At 59.0% G+C, this 22414-nt stretch carries 21 protein-coding genes; 8 read left to right on the forward strand and 13 right to left on the reverse strand.

All coding sequences use genetic code 11. The features are described 5' to 3' along the window. Positions 1 to 67 precede the first annotated feature (67 nt). From AB7F49_RS29615 to AB7F49_RS29625, 3 genes are read right to left on the reverse strand one after another with little or no spacing between them, the layout of a single operon-like run. Positions 68 to 454: an alpha/beta fold hydrolase gene (locus AB7F49_RS29615; RefSeq protein ID WP_428529185.1), complete on the reverse strand. Its 387-nt coding sequence runs from the start codon at positions 452 to 454 to the stop codon at positions 68 to 70. After that, a complete protein-coding gene (locus AB7F49_RS29620; RefSeq protein ID WP_428529145.1) occupies positions 391 to 558 on the reverse strand; it encodes an alpha/beta fold hydrolase in 168 nt (55 codons plus the stop codon). Before AB7F49_RS29620 ends, AB7F49_RS29615 begins: the two co-directional genes overlap by 64 nt. A 2-nt stretch (positions 559 to 560) precedes the next feature. Beyond that, on the reverse strand, positions 561 to 728 hold the full coding sequence (locus AB7F49_RS29625) for a hypothetical protein (RefSeq protein ID WP_428529147.1): 168 nt from the start codon (positions 726 to 728) through the stop codon (positions 561 to 563). A 105-nt stretch (positions 729 to 833) separates the two neighbouring features. On the opposite strand from AB7F49_RS29625, the gene AB7F49_RS29630 reads away from it, so the two are divergent. Then, positions 834 to 1964 (forward strand): M20/M25/M40 family metallo-hydrolase, encoded by a 1131-nt coding sequence (locus AB7F49_RS29630; protein ID WP_428529149.1) that lies wholly within the window; start codon positions 834 to 836, stop codon positions 1962 to 1964. A 12-nt stretch (positions 1965 to 1976) separates the two neighbouring features. Here the strand turns inward: AB7F49_RS29630 and AB7F49_RS29635 are convergent, their stop codons facing one another. Continuing rightward, positions 1977 to 2720 (reverse strand): IclR family transcriptional regulator, encoded by a 744-nt coding sequence (locus tag AB7F49_RS29635; RefSeq protein WP_428529151.1) that lies wholly within the window; start codon positions 2718 to 2720, stop codon positions 1977 to 1979. Positions 2721 to 2938: 218 nt separating this feature from the next. Between AB7F49_RS29635 and AB7F49_RS29640 the strand changes: the two genes are divergently transcribed. Further along, on the forward strand, positions 2939 to 3715 hold the full coding sequence (locus AB7F49_RS29640) for an SDR family NAD(P)-dependent oxidoreductase (RefSeq protein WP_428529153.1): 777 nt from the start codon (positions 2939 to 2941) through the stop codon (positions 3713 to 3715). Between the two features lie 260 nt (positions 3716 to 3975). On the opposite strand, the gene AB7F49_RS29645 is transcribed toward AB7F49_RS29640, so the two are convergent. Further along, positions 3976 to 4116: a hypothetical protein gene (locus AB7F49_RS29645; RefSeq protein ID WP_428529155.1), complete on the reverse strand. Its 141-nt coding sequence runs from the start codon at positions 4114 to 4116 to the stop codon at positions 3976 to 3978. Positions 4117 to 4325: 209 nt separating this feature from the next. Here AB7F49_RS29645 and AB7F49_RS29650 point away from each other — a divergent pair, with 209 nt between their 5' ends. The 3 genes from AB7F49_RS29650 to AB7F49_RS29660 all read left to right on the forward strand — a co-directional run bounded on the left by AB7F49_RS29650 (position 4326) and on the right by AB7F49_RS29660 (position 5395). After that, complete coding sequence (locus AB7F49_RS29650) at positions 4326 to 4607, forward strand: hypothetical protein (RefSeq protein ID WP_428529157.1); 282 nt, start codon at positions 4326 to 4328, stop codon at positions 4605 to 4607. A gap of 198 nt (positions 4608 to 4805) precedes the next feature. Then, positions 4806 to 5159, forward strand: a complete 354-nt coding sequence (locus AB7F49_RS29655; RefSeq protein ID WP_428529183.1) for a polysaccharide deacetylase family protein — start codon at positions 4806 to 4808, stop codon at positions 5157 to 5159. After that, on the forward strand, positions 5066 to 5395 hold the full coding sequence (locus AB7F49_RS29660; protein WP_428529187.1) for a hypothetical protein: 330 nt from the start codon (positions 5066 to 5068) through the stop codon (positions 5393 to 5395). The genes AB7F49_RS29655 and AB7F49_RS29660 overlap by 94 nt, the downstream gene beginning before the upstream one ends. A 663-nt stretch (positions 5396 to 6058) precedes the next feature. Here AB7F49_RS29660 and AB7F49_RS29665 read toward each other — a convergent pair. After that, on the reverse strand, positions 6059 to 6916 hold the full coding sequence (locus AB7F49_RS29665; RefSeq protein ID WP_428529159.1) for an aspartate/glutamate racemase family protein: 858 nt from the start codon (positions 6914 to 6916) through the stop codon (positions 6059 to 6061). A 305-nt stretch (positions 6917 to 7221) separates the two neighbouring features. On the opposite strand from AB7F49_RS29665, the gene AB7F49_RS29670 reads away from it, so the two are divergent. Then, complete coding sequence (locus tag AB7F49_RS29670) at positions 7222 to 7938, forward strand: GntR family transcriptional regulator (protein ID WP_428529160.1); 717 nt, start codon at positions 7222 to 7224, stop codon at positions 7936 to 7938. A gap of 30 nt (positions 7939 to 7968) precedes the next feature. Here the strand turns inward: AB7F49_RS29670 and AB7F49_RS29675 are convergent, their stop codons facing one another. The 6 genes from AB7F49_RS29675 to AB7F49_RS29700 form a co-directional block, all read right to left on the reverse strand. Beyond that, positions 7969 to 8649, reverse strand: coding sequence for a hypothetical protein (locus AB7F49_RS29675; RefSeq protein WP_428529162.1), 681 nt, complete (start codon positions 8647 to 8649; stop codon positions 7969 to 7971). 58 nt (positions 8650 to 8707) lie between these two features. After that, on the reverse strand, positions 8708 to 9601 hold the full coding sequence (locus AB7F49_RS29680) for an ABC transporter permease (protein ID WP_428529163.1): 894 nt from the start codon (positions 9599 to 9601) through the stop codon (positions 8708 to 8710). Between the two features lie 5 nt (positions 9602 to 9606). Continuing rightward, the gene (locus tag AB7F49_RS29685) at positions 9607 to 10524 is read right to left on the reverse strand and encodes an ABC transporter permease (RefSeq protein WP_428529165.1); all 918 of its coding nucleotides are present in this window, start codon (positions 10522 to 10524) and stop codon (positions 9607 to 9609) included. A 9-nt stretch (positions 10525 to 10533) separates the two neighbouring features. Beyond that, complete coding sequence (locus AB7F49_RS29690) at positions 10534 to 12072, reverse strand: ABC transporter substrate-binding protein (protein WP_428529167.1); 1539 nt, start codon at positions 12070 to 12072, stop codon at positions 10534 to 10536. A gap of 19 nt (positions 12073 to 12091) precedes the next feature. Then, complete coding sequence (locus AB7F49_RS29695; protein ID WP_428529169.1) at positions 12092 to 14011, reverse strand: dipeptide ABC transporter ATP-binding protein; 1920 nt, start codon at positions 14009 to 14011, stop codon at positions 12092 to 12094. Between the two features lie 81 nt (positions 14012 to 14092). Further along, complete coding sequence (locus AB7F49_RS29700; RefSeq protein WP_428529171.1) at positions 14093 to 15496, reverse strand: amidase; 1404 nt, start codon at positions 15494 to 15496, stop codon at positions 14093 to 14095. Positions 15497 to 15706: 210 nt separating this feature from the next. On the opposite strand from AB7F49_RS29700, the gene AB7F49_RS29705 reads away from it, so the two are divergent. Beyond that, a complete protein-coding gene (locus AB7F49_RS29705) occupies positions 15707 to 16741 on the forward strand; it encodes a Gfo/Idh/MocA family protein (RefSeq protein WP_428529173.1) in 1035 nt (344 codons plus the stop codon). A 5-nt stretch (positions 16742 to 16746) separates the two neighbouring features. After that, complete coding sequence (locus AB7F49_RS29710) at positions 16747 to 17754, forward strand: Gfo/Idh/MocA family protein (RefSeq protein WP_428529176.1); 1008 nt, start codon at positions 16747 to 16749, stop codon at positions 17752 to 17754. Here the strand turns inward: AB7F49_RS29710 and AB7F49_RS29715 are convergent. Beyond that, a partial coding sequence (locus AB7F49_RS29715) for a neuraminidase-like domain-containing protein (RefSeq protein WP_428529178.1) occupies positions 17733 to 22414 on the reverse strand: 4682 nt, incomplete at its 5' end. The genes AB7F49_RS29710 and AB7F49_RS29715 overlap by 22 nt on opposite strands.

Below are 22414 nucleotides of genomic sequence, written 5' to 3' on the forward strand. Positions count from 1 at the left end.
GTTATGAGGCATTCCTTCGTAGGAGATGAGGGTGCATTCGGGAATCGACTGCTTCATTCGGTCGTAATCACTCTGAGATCCGATCGTCTCCGCCGCCGCACACGACCAATGTCGGGCAACGTATCAAATTAAGGCTGTCCGACCATTCCAGAGTCGTCATCAGGCCGATAAACCGCGCAATGTACAGCGTATTGTTTTTCGCGGCCTCGTCGAGAAACCACCCGACGAGCTTCGGATTGGTGCCCGGTGGAAAATGATCAGCAATCGTGCGCGCAAGAAACGGCCTCAAGCCCTCTTTTTCCACCTTCTCAAGCCAGCCCGTTGCCTGCGTATGCCTCAGACCCGTGCCTGCTGCGAACAACGCCAGGCTTTTCACGCGGCCGGGCTGCGTCATGGCAAGGTGCTGAGCGACGTACCCGCCGGCCGAATTCCGGCGATGTGAACGCTTTTGCATCCCAAGTGATCCAGCAATTCGGCGACGTCTTTGACAAGCCGCTCCATGCTCAACTCGGACTGCGGGGACGGAATCTCTGAAGAGACATGGCCTCTTAGATCCAACCTTACGACGCGATAGCGCGTCGCCAGTTTGGCACCCAGGCATACAGCCTGGCGGCATGCGCCATAGCCGAGTGCAGCAGGAGCAGAGTGGGAGCTTCTTTCCAGGGGGCGGTGAAATCGTCGATGTAGTAGGCAAGCTTCACGTTGTCGGACGTGGTGAATTGAAGCACGTCAAGACCCTATTTTTGACCGTCGATCAACTGAGGTTGTTGTACAAACGTTTTTCTCCAGAATAATATGCATCGATTGCAATCCGATACAACAGGAGCGGACGAGTGGATCCGAAAGACCTTTCCTTCGATGTCGACGAGACGCTTGCCGGCATTAAGTCCTGGGTTGAATGCGAAAGCCCAACCTATGACGCATCGGCCGTCAATCGCATGATGGACATCGCCGCGCGTCATCTCGTTCTGTTGGGCGCCGACGTATCGCGCGCGCCCGGCGGCAAACAGATGGGCGACTGCGTGAGAGGCCGTTTCAATACGAAAGATCAGAACACACCAGGCGTTCTGATTCTCGGGCATCTAGACACGGTTCATCCTGTAGGGACGCTAAAGAAGCTTCCTTGGCGGCGCGAGGGCGACAAATGCTATGGACCCGGCGCGCTTGACATGAAAGGTGGCAACTACCTTGCGTTGCAAGCGATACACCATCTTCAAGCGGCCAAAGCTCCAACGCCACTTCCCGTGACCGTTCTGTTCACGAGCGACGAAGAGATCGGCAGTCCGAGCACCCGGGAGCTCATTGAGGCGGAAGCCTCGCGTAACAAATACGTTCTCATACCCGAACCGGGGCGCAGAAATGGCGGCGTTGTGACCGGCCGCTATGCCGTTGCGCGCTACCGGTTGACCGTCACCGGCAAGCCAAGTCACGCGGGCCTGCTGTTGAACGAAGGTATCTCCGCAATCGAGGAAATGGCGCGGCAAATTGTTTCGGTCAACGGCAAGGGAGACGACGAGACAACCTTCAGCGTCGGCGTGGTCCGCGGCGGCCAATGGGTAAACTGCGTGGCAACGACATGCGAGGCCGAAATCCTAAGCGTCGCGAAAAGCCCCGCCGCCCTTGAACGTTCCAGCGCGACGATCCGCTCGCTCGCGCCAACGCACGCCAACGTCACGTTGGAGACCGAGCAAACGCTCATGCGCCCAATTTGGACCACAAGCCCAAGTGATCACGCGCTTTACTCGCATGCCCAATCGATCGCGAAGCACATCGGCTTCGATATCCCTCCGCAAAATTCGGGCGGCGGTTCCGATGGAAACTTCACCGGCGCTTTGGGCGTTCCGACGCTCGATGGGTTGGGTGTTTGCGGCGACTTTCCGCACACGCTGGATGAGCATCTCATCGTCAGCAACATCGCGGATCGCGGACGCTTGCTGGCAGGGCTACTCTCGACGCTGAGCTAATGGCTAAAGCCCTTAGCCGTCGCTGAGCGCGCGGGCCGCAGCAATCGCTAACGGATGCATCTTCTGTCGAAAATCGGGGACCGACCATTCCGAAAGCGAGCCCGCAACGTGAATGGCGGCGATGGGCCTCCCCTGGCGATTACAAATGGCCGCGGCCAGAACGATCTCGCCCAGAAGACCCTCCTCTCGCGCGAAGGCATAGCCATCACGACGAGCCTCTTCGACTTTGCCCAAAATCTTTGGGATCGAGGTGATTGTTTTCGACGTGATTGGCTTGCGGTCCGATCGGCGCAATATCGATTGCACCTCATCGTCAGGAAGACAGGCGAGCATTGCACGTCCGCCGGAAGACATGAAGGTCGGCATCCGGCGACCAACCAAAGTGGCGGAGAATGTCTGACGCTTACTTTGCATGCGGATAGCGTAAACGATCGTCAAATCATCGAACAGGCTGAGATCAACACGCTCGCCCGTATCGCGCCGCAGCTCACCGATGATTGGCATGGCATGCTGGACCAATGGATTGTAGCGTAGATAATCGAACGACCGATCCAAAACGCGCTTGCCAGGAATCCAGCCTCTTTCCTCCGGATCCCGCTCCAAATAGCCGAGAGCATGGAGCGTATGGCAGACGCGTTGCGCTCCGCTCCGATCGACGTTTGCGGCAAGAGCAATTTTGGCCAGCGACAGAGGCATGCTCTCATGCCCAAAGCACTCCAGGACCATGAAGGTCTTTTCCACCGACTTCAGGAACAATCGATCGTCGACATCCGAGCGCCGTCGATCAGCGGCTCGCTTCGGCTTTGCGGGTCGAGGGGCCGAGCTGCGTTGCCGCATCATACGCCAACGCTCAGCCCAGGTATTCGATCAGCCACAGTGGACAACCTTTCAACGACGGTTCACAATTTGATTGAGTTGTAGTGCATAACAATATGTAATGTTCGATAAACCCTCAACATCTTTCGGAGGAGCGGTTGAACGTAAATGGAAGAGGACGAGTCAGCGGCAAAGTCGCGCTCGTAACGGGCGCAGCCGGGGGTCTTGGACGCGCGACCGCGGTGCGCCTTGCTGAAGAAGGAGCGTCGCTCGTCATAGTCGACACGGACGCAGATGGTTCGGCGGAAACCGAACGATTGATACGCGACCTTCGGCGCCCGGTGACGTCCGTTCTCGCCGATGTGACGGACGAAGTCGCCGTGAAGAAGCTGTTCGCGACAGCGCTCGATACGCACGATCGCATCGATATCCTTATCAATAATGTGGGGGGCGGAACGTCCGGCCATATCTGGGAGGCGAAAGCCGAGGATTGGGATTTCATCATTCGATTGAATCTGCGCTCGGCGTTCTTATGCACCCGTGAAGCCTCAGGCCATATGCGGTCAAGAAAGGCTGGCCGAATCGTAAACCTTTCTTCCGGAGCGCGCGAAGGCACGCCATGGACGGCCTACTATACTGGCAACGCCGCCTATGCCGCATCAAAAGCCGCTATTCATGGATTCACGCGGCACGTCGCGCTGGAGCTCGCGGAGTACAACATTGCGGTGAATGCCGTCGCGCCGGGCCCGATCGAGACAGAAAAAAACAGCAAGCGTATGCGCGCGATGGAGGCACTTGAATACGGGCCGGTACGTGCCACGCCGCTTCGCCGCCTTGGTGAGCCAATCGATATAGCGAATGCAGTTCTGTATCTCGCGTCCGACGAAGCAAAGTACATCACCGGCACAACTCTCGCCGTCGCCGGGGGGCGGTAAACAGATGACCGGTCCAGCGGATATCGATCAAGAGGTCGCGAACCTTCGAACGGCTGCGGCCGCTTACAACGCCGAACATGACGTCATTGATCGTGTCGACTGGCCGGACGGCGCCCGCATTACCGTGAATTTCACGGCTGACTTCGATGCGATGCTTTTGCGGCGGCTGCTCAACGAGCCGCCGATGCAATTGGCGAAAGGCGAATTTGGTGGTCGCGTTGGAATATGGCGACTGCTAGACCTTTTTGACTTTCACAATATCAAGCGACGATCTTTGCGCCGGGCGCATCTGCGAGCTTTATCCGCAGGCCGTGAAAGCTGCGGCGCTGCGCGGTCATGAGGTTGCGGATCATATGTGGGAACATCGCGTCCCCGCAGAGCCTGACGTTGAGCGTGCGCATCTTTCGAAGTCGATCAACGCCATCGAACGTTAACGGGCCGGCGGCCGGTCGGCACACGGAGCTGGCATACACGCAAGCTGCTCATCATCGACGAGGGATTTCTCTACAACTCGCACGAGACGCCTGATTATCGCCCTCACTTTCTCCTCAATGGTGGTGAATCGCGCAGACTCCTCAACTTGCCTTTTCACTTCGCAATCGATGACGCGATGTTTTTCAGTTTTGCCTGGATGAACACCGAAAATGCATCCCAACGAATGATGGATCCAGATCACGTCTTCGAAATTTGGTGGGCCGCCTTTCTGCAGCAGTACAGACAAGGGGGCGAGTATCTCAATATTTGCCTGCATCCATTTGTATCGGGACGCGCCCTTCGCATCGCCATGCTCGATCGCTTGATTTTGCGGATGAAAACACTGCCGCTCGTCTGGTTTCCCACTTGCGAGTCGGTAGCGCGCCACTGCCTACGTTTGCCCGCGAACTCTTTGTGACGCTAGAGTAGCAGGACCCGTTCGATGCCCTGGAAGGACCGTTACACCATCAGTGACGAGGTGAGCATTTCAGACCGGGCCGTGAAGTGGCCAGGCTCTCATCGCTGCTACTTTCGCGTCGTCGTAGACCTAAGCCCTCCCTGTGACAGTGAGGGAATCAAGAAAAACGACTTAAAGACGCCGGATGCCTATTTCGGAATGCACGGCGGACTGGACGCGTTAGTTTCAGCCCTCAAGCGCCGCAATGTACGAGCAACCTTTGCTGTTCCTGCGGTCTTGGCCCTGCTCTATTCGGAGAAAATTCGCAGGCTGCAGAACGAGGGCCATGAGATTGCGGCTCACGGATTCAAACATGAAGACGTCAGTCTTCTTGAACCCGAAGAGGAATCTTGCCGCCTGAAAAAGAGAGGAATCTTGCCGCCTAAAAAAGACGACCGAAATTCTGCAGGAAATCACAGGTGTTCGGCCCTTGGGGATGGTTCTCCCTGCCGCACCCGGGGGACAAATTCGCCGGCGGAAGCATCAGCGGCGACACCATGTCGTTCCTGCTAGATCATGGCTACGCCTATATGGGCAACAGTCTCGCGGACGATGTTCCTCACTATTGGGTCAAGAATTTCGAGGAACGTCGTGCCATTCTCACGATGCCACACTACTACCACTTCGACGATCAGTTTTTCTTGATGTTTCCGCAAAAAGGAACGGGATTGGAAAACCCTGGCGCATTCTTCGAAATTGCGAGAGGGAATTCGAGGCGCAGTTCAAGCGCGGCCGGCAGTTTTGCCTGACGCTTCATCCTCACGCGATTTCATGGCCTCACAGGTTACTGATGCTTGAGAAGTTTTTGGATTACGCCTTGGGACATCCTCTCGTGTGGAATCCAACAAGCGCGGAATGTGCGGATCACTGGACGTCGCAATTTCCTCCAGAAGCCAACTTGAGGCTTAAGAAACCGATTTGGCAGGAACACCCAAATAGTTTGAGCTAGAACTCGCGCGTCGAATTGGTCTGCTTCGTAGGGCGCGGCCGGAGCCCCCTGTCTGGAACACCACCGTCGCTGAGTTGGCACACTGGCACCACCACAGCCTACAGCTGTGCGGCACCAATATCGTGCTCCGATCAGCTACGCTGCGAAGTGAGGTCCCTGATTTGCGGCCGCCGCAGCAACTCGTCGAGGCACGTTACAGAAACCTTCATTGCGCCCTCGGGGAGAGTGGCGATGCCGCTCGATGCTCACCGCCTTCGAGACTGCTATCGCACGCCCCCAGCCTAGGTTGTTTGCATTGCGCGCGTCTTCGGCGGTACGCTGCCGCCCGGCAGGAAGATCGCGGCGGCTGCTAAACCCCCGCGTATCGCCAACGGCACATCTCACGGCATTCAACTTACACGCCAAATGGCCTCGACACAGGCTTGATGCGCCGAATGTTTCTGGAAGACGGCCATCTCAGTGCTCAGAATATCTTCCTTCGACGAACTTTCTTCGGGCGCTCGCTTGGAAGCATCAGGCCGCTGGCATCAACGCCGAGATTGACCAATAGCTTCGCCATCTCGATCGCCGATCGCGTCCCCTCCAGCACCGGGACTTCCCAGCCCGCACTCTGCAATCGCCGTTGAAGAGGCGGCTGCATCCAAAACGCCGCCGAACAACCGAGAATAATCACCTCCGCGCCATCGTCCTCAATTGCGGCGACCGCCTCCGTTAAAGAGGCTTCCAGCATTTCGGAGCGCTCCCCGTTAAGAGCCTTCTTCTGCTCGTCCTGGATTGATGGTTCGTTCGAGTAGGCAGGGCGAGGCAGCGGAAAGTTGATATTGCGGATCGAGGCGCATTCATGAATGAAACCGTACTGCATGACCAGATTGTACATGCGCATATTATGAGTCTCGGAGATGTCGACGATACTGAATCGTCGCCCCAACATGCGCGCGACGTTCATTTGCGCATGGGCACATGACGTGACCGGAACGCCGAAATTCCGACCGATCTCCCGCGCGGCGAGGTAGGACGGATCGCCACCCCCAAGCAGGACAATTGCGTTGTATTTTCCACTCGCGCAGGATTCACGCACGATCGGCAGTCGGTTGACCCCGACGATGTCAAATTCTTCCAACTTCTCGACTGGCCAGTCCCCGTGGGTCGCGAGCGCCCCCGGATGCACGTCCCATGTGACGTCAGAGAGCGAAGGCGCGACATCCTGGTAATTATAGATCAACGTCTCCTTAGGGCCGCTCCAAGCACGCAAAGTGAAGCCTGCCTCTTCAGATAGACGAAACGCGTTGATCAATTGAAAGCGGTACTTTCCTTCGGACATCTGATTCCCCTGTAGGAAGAAAGACGAAAAACGCCTTACTCGATGGCACCGCGTTCTGGTTGGCCCCCCGGGCGCAATCGGCGCCATGTTCTCTCATGGCCGCGAGCTTGACACATGTCAGATACCGTCTGGTATGACTAGATGGCCTAGCTGCACAAGATGACGTGAACGGCGCACCCTCGCCGGCTATGTTGATGCAGGTGCCCAAATTCTGCGGCGCAGCGCTGCCGAAGTGGCTCGATAGCTCGCCATAGGACGAAGATTCGCCGGTCGTCGCTCACCCCTACCAGCCGGAGTCGATTAACTTGCCGAAGAAACCGAAATCACTTCCTCGCCCAACCAGGGCAAGAAACGGTGAATATACGCGCGACGACATCGTGCGCACGTTAGAGCGTGAAATTTTAGAAGGTATTTTGCGCCCCGGGGAGCGGTTGGACGAGCGCGCGCTTGCGACTCGCTTCGGAGTTTCGCGCGCTCCCGTTCGCGACGCCGTCGGCCGTCTTGCTTCCGTGGCATTGATTCGTGTGAAGCCGCGGTCAGGAAGTTACGTCGTCTCGTTAACCGCGGCAGAAGTGTTCGAGCTATTCGAGACGATGGCCGGCCTCGAAGGCCTGTGCGCCTACTATGCCGCACAGAGGCTCGAAACGCGCGGCCAAGACGAGCTGCGAAGCCTAGCCAAGCGGTGCAGCACGGCGGCAAAAAAGTCCGTCGAGGAATATTTCGTCGCCAATGCTGCCTTCCACGATCGAATTTATCGCAGCACGAGGAACAGTTATCTGGAGCGGCTCACTCGCCAGGCCCGCCAGCGCGTCAACGCCTATCGTAATTACACCCTACGACTCCCCGGCCGGCTGAAGCGGTCGGTCGAAGAGCACCTTGAGATCACGGAAGCCATTTGTGTCGGTGATGCCCTCAAGGCTCAGCAGTTGATGAGCGTCCACGCGGACGTCAAACGAAGTGACTTCGCGCCTTTCATAACCATGATCGACGCGAGATCATCCGCCGATCCCAACGAACGCTGACGGGTTACGAGCGGTTCGAGCGCTCCGCCCTCAGCCGGCGCTTTCAAAGATGTCCTCGCGAACAAGACCGTACCATTTGGTCGCGATGTCGGGCCGAACGTTCGTCAACTTTACTTTGCTGCTCGTCGCAGCGTCATAAAGACGCTTCTTGGTTTCGCCGGGATCCTGCGCCCATTCCACAGCCGCGCACCAACGTGGCTCTTTCGGCGGAAATAATGGATGTGCGGCGCGCTGCTCCCATAGCCTGAACGTGCGGACACCGTTTGTATTGCGGTGGCTTTTGACGACGTCGTCCTCAAACCAAGATCGAATTTTGTCTTCGGATTCCTCGGTATCGAAGTTCAGCATCACGAGCACCGGACCACGAACGCTCGGTACGTTCTCAAGTGGATTGCCCTGCGCATCCTCTACGCTGACTTGTGTATAGATCGCAGCCGATATGTACTCAAAAGTCTTCATGACCGTGGGACTGAAGGTGTCAGCCTTGCGCATATTCATATATGCGTCGCTTGAGAGGATATCCGCGCTGGGGAGCTCATAGATATTGAAATTACGCGGCTTGGTCTGGCAGCGATAGCCACGCGCACTCCAAAAACCGACGCCAACAACATCGGTCGAATGCTTCGCTTTATACCATTCGCGCCGCTTCACTTCGAACTCGTCGGGCATCTCGCCGCGTGTAACGTAGATAACTGGATTGACCACCGTCATACTCCCTTTGCGATAGGGCGCTTTCGTCGCGCCGCCCCTGATTGATCGATAATGTCGTCTATCTTCGCACTTCGCTGCTCATAAGATCGCGGAGGCCATCACCGAGAAGACTGACGGCAAGGATCAAGACGAACAACGCCGTCCCGGGGATCATGATCACCCAGGGCTTGAACATCATCAGCGCCTTACCCTCGGCGATCATCAGCCCCCACGAGGGGGTCGGCGGCTGAATGCCCAAACCGAGAAACGACAACGCCGCCTCGATGATGATAGCGTGCGCCATTTCGATAGCCGCTACGACGACAATGAAGTGAAATAGGTTGGGAAGCAGCTCCCGCAACAAGATGCGCGAAGTCGATGCTCCGATCGCTCGCGCAGCTTTCACGTAGTCCAACTGCCGGATTTGCAGCGTGGCGCTCCGCACCACGACGGCGAAGCGGTCCCAGATTAAGCAACCGATGACGATCGTGACGCTTAGGAAAGAGCCGCTCAAATGCGACGATACGGCGGTGGCAATGAGAACCACCGGCATGCTCAAGCGCGTCATGATGACGAAATTGACGACCGCATCGACGCGTCCACCGAAATAGCCCGCAACGAGCCCCAACGCCGTGCCGATAACGCCCGATAGGATCGTGGATATAATACCGACCGCCAGCGAGATCCTCGCGCCATAAATGAGCCGGGCGAGGTAGTCCCGACCAAACCCATCGGTGCCGAGCGGATGCTGCCAAGTTCCATTCGGATGCCAGATCGGATTGATCAGTCGCTTCGACAGGTCGGAAAAATAAGGGTCGGTGGTGATGAGCCATGGCCCGACGAGAGCCGCGAAGACAATAATTATGAGAAGCGTCGCGCCGACGGTAATGCTTGCACGGCGAAGCCCGCGCCGCCATAGCGGCTCGCCTCTGACATCCGCTTCGAAGTCGATCCCTGCATCCAACGCCGCCATTCGCGTCAGCTCATTCGAATTCGCGGATCGAGGTAGGCGTTCAGCAAATCGGCCGCCAGCATCAGACCGATGTATATTAAGGCCACGACCAGCACGATAGCCTGCATGACGTCGAAGTCCGATCGCTTGATCGATTCCCACGCCAGGCGGCCTATTCCATTGAGGGAGAAAACCGTCTCGATGACGATGGAGCCGCCAAGCATCAGACCGAGCTGAACGGCTGACAGCGAAACGACGGGAACCATAGCGTTCCCGAACGCATGCTTAAGAATCGTAGTGCGCTCGAGCAGGCCTTTTGCTCGCGCCGTGCGAATGTAGTCCGATGAGAGCGCCTCGACCATGCCGGCTCGTGTCAAGCGCATGACGCTGGGTGCAGAGTAGAAGCCGAGCGCAGACGCCGGCAATATGTAGTGCGCCCACGTCGTGTCGCCGCTGATCGGCAATAGGCGCCAATAAACGCCGAAATACAGAATTAGAATGAGGCCGAACCAAAAGGTCGGCATGGATTGGCCCAGGACTGAAATCGCCATGGCGACGCGGTCTGCAAGCGAATTGGGATATGTCCCGGCAGCAACTCCGAGTGGAAGCGCCAAGGCCAGTGCGAAAATGAGAGCAAGTCCGCCTAACTTGAAGGTCACGGGCAAGCGCTCCTGAAGCAGCTTCGACACACTGGTCGAGAGCGCATGCGACCGCCCGAGGTCGCCATGGAGCGCGCGGCTAGCCCACTCGCCGTAGAGAACAAGCAGCGGGCGGTCCAAGCCGTAATCAACGCGAACTCGTTCGATGTCCGCGGCCGACGCCCCCTCTCCCGCTAGCGCGATCGCCGGATCCGTGGACATGCGCAGCAACACGAATGTCAGCAAAGACACCGTGACGGCAACGCACAGCGCAGTGACCACGCGGCGGAAGAGGAAGCGAATCATTTTTAACGCCTATTTCCACTTCGCGCGGAAGAAGCGAGGCGTCTCATCGAAATCCGGCTTGAAATCGAGGTCCTTATTCAGCCCATAGACGAGCGTATAGGTGAACAACGGAACCCAATAGGATTGTTCCGCGATGCGGATGAGCGCTTTCTTGTAGTTTTCCTTCCGCACCTCAGGGTCCATCGACGAATCGGCTTTTTGCAGCCACGCGATAATTTCCGGATCACGGTTGATATCGTCAGGGCCGCCGCTGAAGAAGTAGCTGGTGAACGCCGATGCGTCCGGAATGCCGAAAGAGCCCCACGGCTGGTCAGCAATTTTCGCCTCCCCGCTGCGCAGAGCCTGTCGGGTTGCTGCGTATTGCATATAGCGCAGGCTGGCCTTGATTCCGACCTTGCTTAGATCGTTGATCACCGCCTCCGTCCACGGCCTTTCGCGGAAGGAGAATATCTCCGTCGAGAATCCGTTCGGATAGCCGGCCTCAGCCAGGAGGCTACGGGCCTTGGCTGGATCGAACTTGTAGAAGGGGACATCGGTGTAGCATCCGAATTGCCGCGGATGGCAGACGGAGTGAACGATCTCCGATTTTTCGCTTACGAGGTTTTTAGCAATCGCGGCCGCATTGACGGCATGCGCCACGGCTCGGCGCACGCGAATGTCTTTGAATGGGTTGTCGGCCGATTTATCGACGGAATTCATCATGATGTAGCGCACACGCATGGCCGGGCCGTCGATGATCTGCACCTGATCCATGCCACGCAAGGCGTCTGCCTTGTCCTTGGCGATGTTCCAGACCCAATCGACGCCGCCGGTGACGAGTTCAGCGATGGCCGCGTCGACATCGGAGATGGTGCGAAACACGATCTTGCCGATGCTCGGCTTGCCTTTCGGGCCATCGAAGTAGTTCTTGTTGACGACGAACGTCGCCGATTGGCCGGGCACCGACGACTGAACCTTGTAAGGGCCCGTGCAGTTCATCTTCACGGCGCCATAATTCTTTTTGCCCTGTTGGACGGGCGCGTTGTCGTAGTGCCCCTTCGGAAACACCGGCATCAGGTTCGCCAGGTTGAGAAGCGCGATCGGCGACGGCTTCTTCGCCGTGATGCGGACCTTGTAGGGGCCGAGCACTTCGGTCGACTGGAGCCAGTCGTAGTAGCTGCCGCCAAGAACGCCGATCCCAGGGGTGGTTATCGTATCATACGTGTATTTCACGTCGTCGGCGGTGAACTTCTGGCCGTCATGAAACGACACGTCGTCGCGCAGATCGAATTCCAAGGTGCGATCGTCGACCTGCTTGTAGCTTTTCGCTAAGAGCGGCAAAAATCCGCCGGTGTCCGGATCCCAGTAAACCAACGTGTCGCATGTCATCAGCGACATCACGAGTGTCTCTTTCACAAACCCGAAATAGGGGTCGATCGTCGCGAGCTCCTTCTCGCTGGTCCATGTGAGCGTATCGTCCGCCTTCCCGGCATGAGCAAAGCGTAGCGGCGTCATGACGAGTAGAGCTACGAAGACCGCGATAAAGGATATACAGCGTGCTCTCTTCATCTTGTTCCCCTCAAGAAATCTACGTGCTGATCACGGAAAGCGGAGGCGTCGTCGGCGCAAAATCTTGCCTCTCGGCGTGCCAGCGCGCCGACAAGCTCTCTCCCGTCCGATTTGGATCGTTTGCTCGATCCGGCGTCAAAATCGAGCTGAGTAAGGTCCGCGTATAGGGATGGTTCGGCTCTCGGAAAATGGATTCGGTCGCGCCTTCCTCGACGATGTGCCCCCCATGCATCACACAAACTCGACTCGCGACATGCTCAACGACGGCAAGGTTGTGACTAATAACAACGTATGTGAGATTGAATTCCGCATGCAAATCCATCAGCAGGTTCAGAACCTGCGCCTGCACGGAAACATCCAACGCGGATGTCGGCTCGTCGCAGATCAGGATTTGCGGTTTCATGATAAGCGCGCGCGCGATGGCGACGCGCTGGCGCTGTCCACCCGAAAGCTGTGCCGGGTAGGCCTTGCGTAGACGAAGCGGCAACCCGACGGCATCGAGGATTTCGAGCACGCGTCTTTCGCGCTCGGCCGACGAGCCAATTCGCTGTACATGCAACGGTTCGGCGACAATAGCCTCAATCGAACGCCGAGGATTGAGCGACGCATAAGGGTCTTGAAAGACCGGTTGCATCTGTCGCGGCCCCTCATGACGCTTCAACGTTGAAAGCGGCCGGCCCATCAGGCGCACCTCTCCGCTCGTCGGCGGCAGAAGCCCAAGCAGCATCATTGCCAACGTCGACTTGCCGCAGCCGGATTCGCCGACAATGGCGACGATTTCGCCTGCATGAATTGCAAGCGAAACGTCGTTCACGGCAAGAACGGAGCGGGATTTTCCGAAGAAACTACTAGATGCGTGATAGGTCTGAGTGACGTTTCTCGCTTCGAGAACGATATCCGACTGTGAACGAAGCGGCGCGTGATCAATTGGCGCTTCACGCGATGCATCGATCACTATTGTGGGAGGAGCAAACGGCGGCAAAATACAGCGATACTGGTGAGAAGGCACGGTCGCGCTCTTCGGCAGAATGGGATTGGCGCAGTCCGGCACTGCAAAAGAGCATCGGTTACGGAAGCCGCAACCTCGGAGATCATGGAGGAGATTTGGCACCTGGCCTGGGATCGACCCAAGCTTTGTACCGCGTGCGTGAGACGACACGCCCGGCACACAGGCGAGGAGGCCTCGCGTATAAGGATGAGAGGGACGTCCGAAAATATCTTCGGCGGTCCCCGCCTCGACCACCTGACCCGCGTACATCACGCCGACACGATGCGCGATGTGCGACACGACGCCGAGATCGTGCGTAATCAATAGAAGCGCTAGTCCGAACTCTTCTTGCAGATCCTGAAGCAGCTTAAGAATCTGTGCTTGTATCGTGACATCAAGTGCGGTTGTCGGCTCGTCCGCGATGATAAGGCGCGGATTGCACATCAATGCCATCGCAATCATGACACGCTGTCGCATGCCCCCAGAGAATTCATGAGGGTATTGCGAGAGCCGCTCGGTCGGCCGCGATATTCCAACCTTGTCGAGCAGAAAAAGCGCGCGTTCGCGCGCTTCGGCTCGCCCCTCTCCTCTGCGATGCCGATGGAAAACCTCCATCAACTGCTCACCGATGGTCAGGCAGGCGTTGAGACATGTCATCGGTTCCTGGAAAATCATGGACATGTCGCGGCCACGCATGTCGCGAAGAGTGCCGGGTGAGGCAGCGCGGATGTCGGTGCCGTCGAACGAAAGCCGGCTGGCCGTACGCACGGCCGATGACGGCAAAAGCCCCATGATTGCCAACGACGTGAGCGACTTGCCGCAACCAGACTCACCGACGAGACACAACGTTTCTCCACTTCCGACCGACAATGACACATCGCGCACGGCGTGCAGCGTCCCGGACGGAACGGAAATATCGACGCTCAGGTTCTCGACCTCAAGAAGTGGCAAATCTTCCTCGCGCGATTCTGCAGCGCCGAGCTTCCTCGAGTCTAACGCCAATCTCATTCCTTGCTGTGAAAATCATCCTGCTTATCGCGCCATCGGTGGAATATGACGTGTCCAGCCTGTTTCCTTTTCGATCAGCAGGCCGAGCGCCATGAGGCGCGCCTCGTGCCCAAGCGGTGCAATGATCTGGAGCCCGATCGGTTCGCCGGTTTTCGCAAAACCGCACGGGATCACCAGGCACGGCCAGCCAAGCATGGTAATCGCGTAGGTGTTCATGCAGCTAAAGAGCGGCTCACTGAACTCGACGCCGTCGACTTTTGTCGGGGCCGCAATGTCCTTGTCGAAGCCCACCATCTGGCTCGCGGGAATGACGAGGATGTCAAAGTCGTCGAAGAAGGTGGCTGCGCTCTCCCAGGCCCTTTGCCGTGCAATCTCGGCTTTTGCCACGTCGAGAGCCGCCGTTGTCTTCGCGCGTTCGATGGAGTGCGCCAACAGGCGATTACTCAGCTTATCGGTATCGTCCAGGCGCGAAGCATGCAGGATCAATGTTCGCAAGGATCGCAGCGGGACGATACTCTCCTCGACGCCATGCAATCTTGGCGCCGCGTCAGAAATCGAGAACCCAATTCCCGCCAAGGCGCTTCTCGCCTCCCGCATTACGCGGCGCACCTCCTGTTCGACGGGGAAGAGCTCATGGAGATCCTCGCTCCAAGCGATGCGCAAGTTCTTGGCGTCTATCTTTCCCGGTCCACTGTAGGCAGGAAGGGGCGGCAGCGGCGAGTGCCGATCTGGCCCACTCATCACACGCAACATCAAATCGGTGTCGGCCACGGTGCGGCACATGGGCCCGGGAACAGCGAACGTATCCCAGGCCCAAAGGCTGGGGTAAGGCGGAATAAGGCCGGGGGTTCCACGCAAGCCGACTGTGCCGGTTAAACCGGCGGGAAAGCGGACAGACCCTCCGAAGTCCGTGCCGACGCCGAGCGCGGCCATGCCTGTGGCGATCGCGACCGCGGTGCCGCCGCTAGAGCCGCCGCTGGAGAGCTGCAAATTCCACGGATTGACGGTCGTGCCGACGATCTTGTTGCGCGTGTTGACGTACGCCGCGAACTCCGGCGTGCTGGTCTTGCCGATAATAAGAGCGCCAGCCTGCTTCAACTTTGCAACGTAGCCGGCGTCGACAGAAGGAACGTTGTCCATAAAGTCGGGAACACCGAAAGTCGTGCGTATGCCGGCGGTCGCGATAACGTCCTTAACGGCAAGCGGTAGTCCGTGCAGGGGCAGACGCTCGCCGCGCGCGTAGCGCTCGTCCATTTCACTAGCTTCGCGCAGGACGTCTTCTGCTCGGACCGTGATGAAGCCGTGCAACGTCGAATCAAGCTTTTCAATCTGGTCTAGGGCAGCCTGAATAACCTGACGCGTCGACAATTCACCGGCAAGGATCTTTGAGAGCGCCATATGAGCGGGAAGAAAAGCGACTTCGTCCATTGTTCTTCCCTTCATTCACCTACCCCTCACCAACTCTGAGCGCCGCCCTGGTCTCGACTTTCATTTGTTGATGCAGGTAAAATCTGTTGACCAGTCAGCACATCTAATCATACCAATTTTAGAGAGGCAACAAGCCTGCGAGGCGCGCTCGCGATTTTGGCCAGGTCTACGCGGCAAGCAATTTACCTCTAGTGAATGTGAGCGTGATTGATGGCTTGTCTCTCACTCGCAATAATCGGCTGCGGCAGAATTGCTCAAACCGCCCACGCCCGCGCTCTTGCCGACCTTTCGAATCGTGTTCGGCTCACCGCCACAGCCGACATCGAACTCGATGCGGCAAAGCGCGTCGCGCAACCCTGGGGTGCCGATGCTTATTCTGATTATCGCCGCGTGCTGGACCGTCCGGACGTCGATGCTGTCATCGTTTCCACGCCGGAGTTCATGCACCATGAACAGGTTGTTGCGGCGGCCGCGGCGGGCAAGCATGTATTGTGCGAAAAGCCGATGGCGAATTCACTGCGCGAAGCAGATGCCATGATCGCCGCATGCGAGCGAGCAAATGTACGCCTTCTCGTCGGGCATAGTCGCCGCTTTACCCGCCGTTACCTCGAAGTTGAAAGAGTGCTGCGTAGCGGGGAGATCGGTGACGTCCGCCTCGTTCGCGAGAATGAGCGGCGAAATCGCTCGTTCGGCGGGCTCTCGAAAGTACTTTGGCGGCCAGGCCATTGGAGCGGAGATCCGAAGACAAGCCATGGCGTCGCCTTGATGGCCGGCGTGCACGAGGCGGATATCTTACGCTGGTTCGTCGGTGCCGAGGCAGTCTCGGTTTATGCGCAACATGACGTCACCGGCGAAGGAAATGTCGGCATTCCCGATTTCATAAGCTTTACAGTCAAATTTTCAAACGGGGGCATTGGCTCCAGTGAAATCTCACGCTTGCCCCCGGGCAGCTATCCTGCCTTTCACCAGCTTGAAGTTTATGGGCAAAGAGGTTTGCTTCGCGCAAAGGATAGCGATTCAGTCAGTGTTTCTCTTTTTCACGAGCAAGGCGCAAGCTTCCCAGCTTACGAAGAAATACTTATGGCAACGAGATATAGTTACACGCGACAATTGCTTGAGTTCGTCGCAGCAATTGACGAAAAGCGAACGCCACGAGTTTCGCCTTACGACGCTCGCGCCGCATTGTCCATAGCGCTAGCAGCCGTCGAGTCAGCGAAGACGGGCCTGCCTGTTGCGCCGGAGTAGCGACCGTGAAAAGCAAATCGGCAGTCAACATCATCGGCACGGATTCACACGGATGTTGGATTGTTAGCAACGCCGCGCTGTTTCCTGGCATGGTCTTCCGCCACTGGGCGCCGAGCCCTGACGGCCAAGATCGTGCGGTCGTGGCGCAACAGGCCGGCGCGGCTCGAATTCCGTTCTCATCGTCATGGACCGCGCTGCTGTCCGATCCAGCACCGGTCATCCTTGTCCTCTCAAATAGCAATCGACGCCAGATTCTCGAGGAAGGCCTTCAGAGCGGGAAGACGCTCGTACTGTCCCCCTCCACGATTTGCGACGATGCCGAGATCGACATAATCCGCAGCGCTGCGGCGAAAGGCCGAGGTCGCATTTTACACGGAGGCTGGATCGGCTACACTCAAGCTGGCCTCCAGGCCAAAAGGCTGATCCGCGAAGAAGCCTTCGGCAAGTTGCATTCGATATATCTAGCCCTCCGCACAAAGCGTAACGCGACAACTGATGTCGACATCGTTCGCGAAGCTGGCTGGCCCGTTTTCGACTTTATTTGTTCCTGCGTTCCGGGATCGATCCAAAGCGTATATGTAAGCGGAAGTGCGCTGTTCAATGAGATGCTTATTGATACTGCGGTCTGCTTGATTCGATTCCAAGCTGGCGCGATCGTAACGGTCGAATTATCCCGATGTCTGCCGGCCAACTTCGCGGCCGCCGATAGCGGAGAGGTGGAGTTCGAAATCATCGGCGCGAATAAGACTTTGCGATCGGAGCCGAACAAATCCGCTGTCATTCTTCACGGCGAAGCGGCAGCGGCAGCGTTGCCATGGAACGAGAGTCCGCTGCTCGAGATGCTGACAGACGCCTGCCGGGCTCCGGAACAGGCCACGATCGGATTGCCCCATTTAGAAAAGGTGATCGAGCTCATGGCCATAGCCGGACGTTCTCTCAACGATGGATTGCCGGTGAGACGCTCATCGTCTCCCCGCAACCCAACCGGGAGCTATTGCGAGCGCAGGCTATAGGCGAGCAGTACAAAGACATCGTCGACGCGATTGGGATCGATCGTCGTCGCAACGGTCCATGCTCCAGGCGCTCCCTGACCGCTCCAGGCGCCGGCCGTCGCATCGGCTGCGTCTCCTGGCGCGATACCCGTCTGCCCCGGGCCGGCCGCACTTCTGACGATCGGCTCCGCGTTGCTGACGACGATCGTCCTGCCTTGCGTGAAATAGGGGAAGCGCGCCGCCGACAGATCGACGGTGATGCTGCTCGCGCCCGCTGCGGACGCGCGCGCGAAACGCGCCCATTCCGACGGGAATTCGTGTCGCAAGCTGAACAGCCTGACCAGCACGCCGGACGCGGCGTTGGAGAGCGTCGCCGAGACCGCCGCAGCGGCGGCCGCACGCAGCGCCTCCCCGCCATCGCGCGCGGTATAGCGCAGGTGCAGGATCACGTCCGAGATCGTGTTGTAGTCGAACGTCTTGAACTGCATCGGCAGTTCGAGCCACCAACGGCTGACCGCGCCGGCGCCTTCGAAGGGAAGATAACGCTCATCGCGCCCCTGCGCCTCGAACAATCCCGTATCGCTCTGGCCCGAGCTTGTTACGATCGATTCGAGAATCTTGCGGTCGTCGACGAAGCGTCCGTCCGGCCCGCCCGGATCGTCAGGCGGGCGCCGATTGTATCCCGTCGCGATGTCGGCCGTGCGCCGATAGGCGCTCTTGAGCAACGTCGCCTTGCAGTGGATCGTCGTGTAGGGGCCGGTGACGCACGGGATGGTGACGCTCACGGCCTTGAGCCGCCGCATGAAATGCCCGGGCGTGTCGAGGTCGAACAGCCATTCGGGAATCTCGAACTCGCAAGCGCCGGTCTCCTTGAGCGCAATCAGTTGCCCGGCCGCGAGGGCCAGCAGCGAGACGTGCTTGGTCATTTCGTATTCGCGGATATTACCGTCGAGATAGGCGACCTCCAGGCGCTTGAGGTCGTGCGCCAGATGGTCGCCCGCCATCAATCCCTTCTTAAGAGAATCCCAATAGCCGAAGCGGATGATCGACGTCTCGCCATACGTCATGCCGAGTTCGTGCTGCATGCACATCTCGGCGCGCTTCGCGAGATCATAGGCGAGCTGATAGCTCTGGAAGTAGAGGCCGGATACCTTGCCTATCGTCCAGTCGTATAGGTCCTGGCCGCTGAACTTGCTGCGCAGGAAATCGTCGGTGTCCCGCGCGTCTTCGATCTGGCGGTCATGGTTGCGAAGCTCGGCTTCGGCCATCGCCTGCCGGATCTGCGCCGCCGCCAACTGCTGGTCGATCTGCTTGAGCTCGATCGTCGCGAGTTCCGCCTGCAAATCCCATTCTTCCTTGCGGCGACCATGGTCGGCGGTACGGCCGATCACCTGCGACGAGATGTTGAGAATGCTCGCCGCCGCATCGAGCGCGATCGCCGCCTCCTCGACACCGACGCCGATGAAGTAGCCGCCGATTTCGACGCCGGCCGTGGTGGGGGATCCGAGCTTGACGTTGCCGAGCCTCTGCACGAGCCCCGCGAGGACGCGCAGATGCGCCGAAATCTCGATCGGCACGGCCGAGGCGCCGAGCAGAACCAATGAGGTCAGCTCCAGCGCGTTGAGCGTTTCCCGGCTTTCGTAGAAGGTCTTGCGCGCCTGCGCGAGATCGCGGCTACGCTCCAGCGCGGCGATATTGGCCTTGGCTTCGTCGACTTGGGCGACGCGGACGTCGCGCACCGCTTGCGACATTCGCAGCTCCTGGCCGGAGCGCAATGTCGACAGCGCTTCCGCATCGCGCTTCTCCAAGGCGGCCATCAGCGCCGCGCCAAGGTTTCTCACCTCCGCGGTCATTTCGTTGGCCTTTTGCGCGATCGCCTCGAAGCGCTGGTTCGGCAGCGACACGGAGATGTCGCTGAGAACCTCGCCGATGCTGAGCCCGGCGGCGCGCGCGCGAACCAGCAGAGCGGGGTCGATGGGCGGCTCGAACAGCGGGAGCTGGCGCGCCTGCCCTTCGATATTCATGCAGTGCCGGATATTGAACAGCCGCGCGCCGATCGTGTCCCAATAGCCCAGCAGCTTGTCGTTCGCCGGGACGGGAAAATAGGGCGCCATATCCGGCAGATCGGGCGATGGCGGCGAAGGCGAGGCCGGCGGCTCGTCGTCGCTGCCGACAAGCAACTCGATATCCTGAAGGGCGTTGCCGAGCGCGCCGAGCCGCGGCTCCAGGCTGTTGAAGGTCTCGGGCACGCGATTGAGATTGCGCGCGATGATCTCGGGCCGGCGGCCGAGGATCTCTGCCGCCAGAACGTAAAGCTGCGCGGCCTCGTTGATCGTCTCGATCGTATCGGCCCGGAAGAGCTGATCGGCCCATGCGACCAGATTGTCGACATATTTCATGACGACCGTCTTTTGATAGGCCGTCGTGCGCAGGCGCGCGATCGCGTGCGGATTGAAGGGATCGTTGCGCCAGACCTCGACCGCGGCTTTCAGCGCATCGGGCGGGCCTTGCGCGATCAGCTCTTCGATCGCCTTCACGGACTCGGCTTCGTAGTCGCTGCTCAGCCGGTCGAAGAACGGCTTGGTGCGCCAATAGCGCTGCGGCACGCTTCCGCCGGAGGCACCCGTCGGATCGAAGATGAAATGGAACCAGCGTTGCGCGTCTTCGAAGCGCTGATTGCTGCTGAGTCGCGCCGCGATGAGCAGCGGGATATGAAAGAAAAGCTCCCAATTGTAGATTTCGTAGGCCCCGCCCGCGGCGAACTCCACCTCGTCGATCGGATAGGCCTTCATGACGCGCGGCTGCGGCTGGTACGCATCGAACGATGCGGGGTCGGCCGCCTCCTGGCTGTCGAGCGACAATAGCGCAGGCAGGCCCTGCCGTCGCAGCGCCATCACGAACGCGCACACATAGGGGTGATGGAAGTTTGCGAATTGATACCGACGCGTCGTCCAGAAAACCGGCAATAGCGTTTTCTGCGGCGCGCTCGGTTTCAGGTCGATCGGCACCATCTCGCGCGCGACACGGCGGCCGTCGCGCGTGCGCGCCAACATCGTGAGCGGACGCGGCGGCGCCGCGGCCGGCGCAGGCGCCGGATCGTCGCCGTCGGCCGGCGGCGATGCGGTCGCAGCCGGAAAGTAGTCGGCCCGCCACACGGTCGCGAGGTTTGCATTGACCCAGTCGGTCAACGGGAGGCGCTTGCCGGACGCGCCCGTCGAACGGCCGATGAAGGTCCGCCTGTCGTCCATGAAGAAAAACGGCCGGTCCCCGACAAACTGCAAATCCTGGTGCGGCGCCATCAGACGATACGTCCAGGGCGTGCGGTCCAAGACGGGAATGTCGAGCTTGTTCACAAGCGTCAGCGCGGGATTGCCGACGATCGAGGACGGCTCATTAACGCTCGATAATACGGTCGGCAAGATCTGGTTCGGGAATGTCGGAAACGTTCCGTCAAACAGGATCAGCGACGACGCGGTTTCGGTAAACCACATCCGGTCGAACTTCGTTCCGCTCGGAGCGAGCGCGAAATTGCGGCGCGCGACCTGCGCATTCGGTACTGCGGTGACGATCTTGCGACAACCGGAGAACCGGAACTCGCCGAATGGATAGGCGATCTGAGCATCGCCAGATGCCGGCGCGCTGCGATAGTCGCGACGCAGATAACCACGCACGGCGAGCGTATCGCCGGCGACAAGCGCCTTGAAGGAAAGCAGTTCCGGCCGCACGACGGGCTTGGGATCGCCCGACGGCGAAGTCGGCGGAGGCGGAAGCGAGCCTCCCGGCTGGCCGCCTCCCCCTCCTCCGCCGCCGCCCGTGGGAACGTCGCCGCCCACGCCGCCATCGTTGCGGATGCGCGCCGCCGCATTCTGCGGCGCCGCGACACGGTCGCCGAACAACACCTTGTCGTCGCCTTGATAGGCCATGAAAGTGACCGGGTCCGACACCACCTTCCCGCTCCAGCTTCCGCGCTGGTATTCGCTCCACGCAAGTTGGATTTCGAGATAGCGCGTGCCCGCGTTCACCTTGCTGCCGGGCGCCGGCATGACGACCTGCTGATCCTGCTGCTTCTCGGCAAAGATCGGCCAGATCAGCATCAGCTTGCCGTTCCACAGCACCGGAATGATGTGGTCGCCCTCGATATCGAGTTCGACCTTCTCCCACGGTGTCCAGACCTTGGTGCCGCCGTCGCGGCGCCGGTAGAAATAGGTACGAGGCGCATGGAACGTGCGACCGAAGACGTGCAGTATCTCGTCGTCGTCTTCGTAGATACCCGCGATCTCCAGCCGTGCCACTTGATCGAGCTTCTCCAGATAGTGCGTGAATGCCTGCTCGGCGGCATCGTCATCGAGCTCGGCTTGCATCAGTTCGTTTTCGAGGTCTTTGAAGAACGGCGTCTTGTCGTCCCGAAGCTCGGGTTCGATCCAATTTTCGGGATAGAGCCAGATCTTGCGGCTCGCCTCCCAGACGCGGAAGGTCTTCATCCAGCTCCATTGGCTCCACTTCGGATCGTCGACCCGAACGTCCGCCTCCAACCCCAAAAGGCAGCGCTGGGCAAAGAGCTGCGCCGAGGCCATTGCCTGCTGAATGCGCGACGTGAGCTGGCACGCGCTCATCTCGACATCGATCAGAAAATGCGCGAACAGGTCGCTGCTGTCCGCCGGCCCCGCGGCCGCGCCCCACA

Origin of the sequence: Pseudorhodoplanes sp. (genome assembly GCF_050250235.1) — a bacterium.
In the GTDB taxonomy this organism is placed as follows: domain Bacteria; phylum Pseudomonadota; class Alphaproteobacteria; order Rhizobiales; family Xanthobacteraceae; genus Pseudorhodoplanes.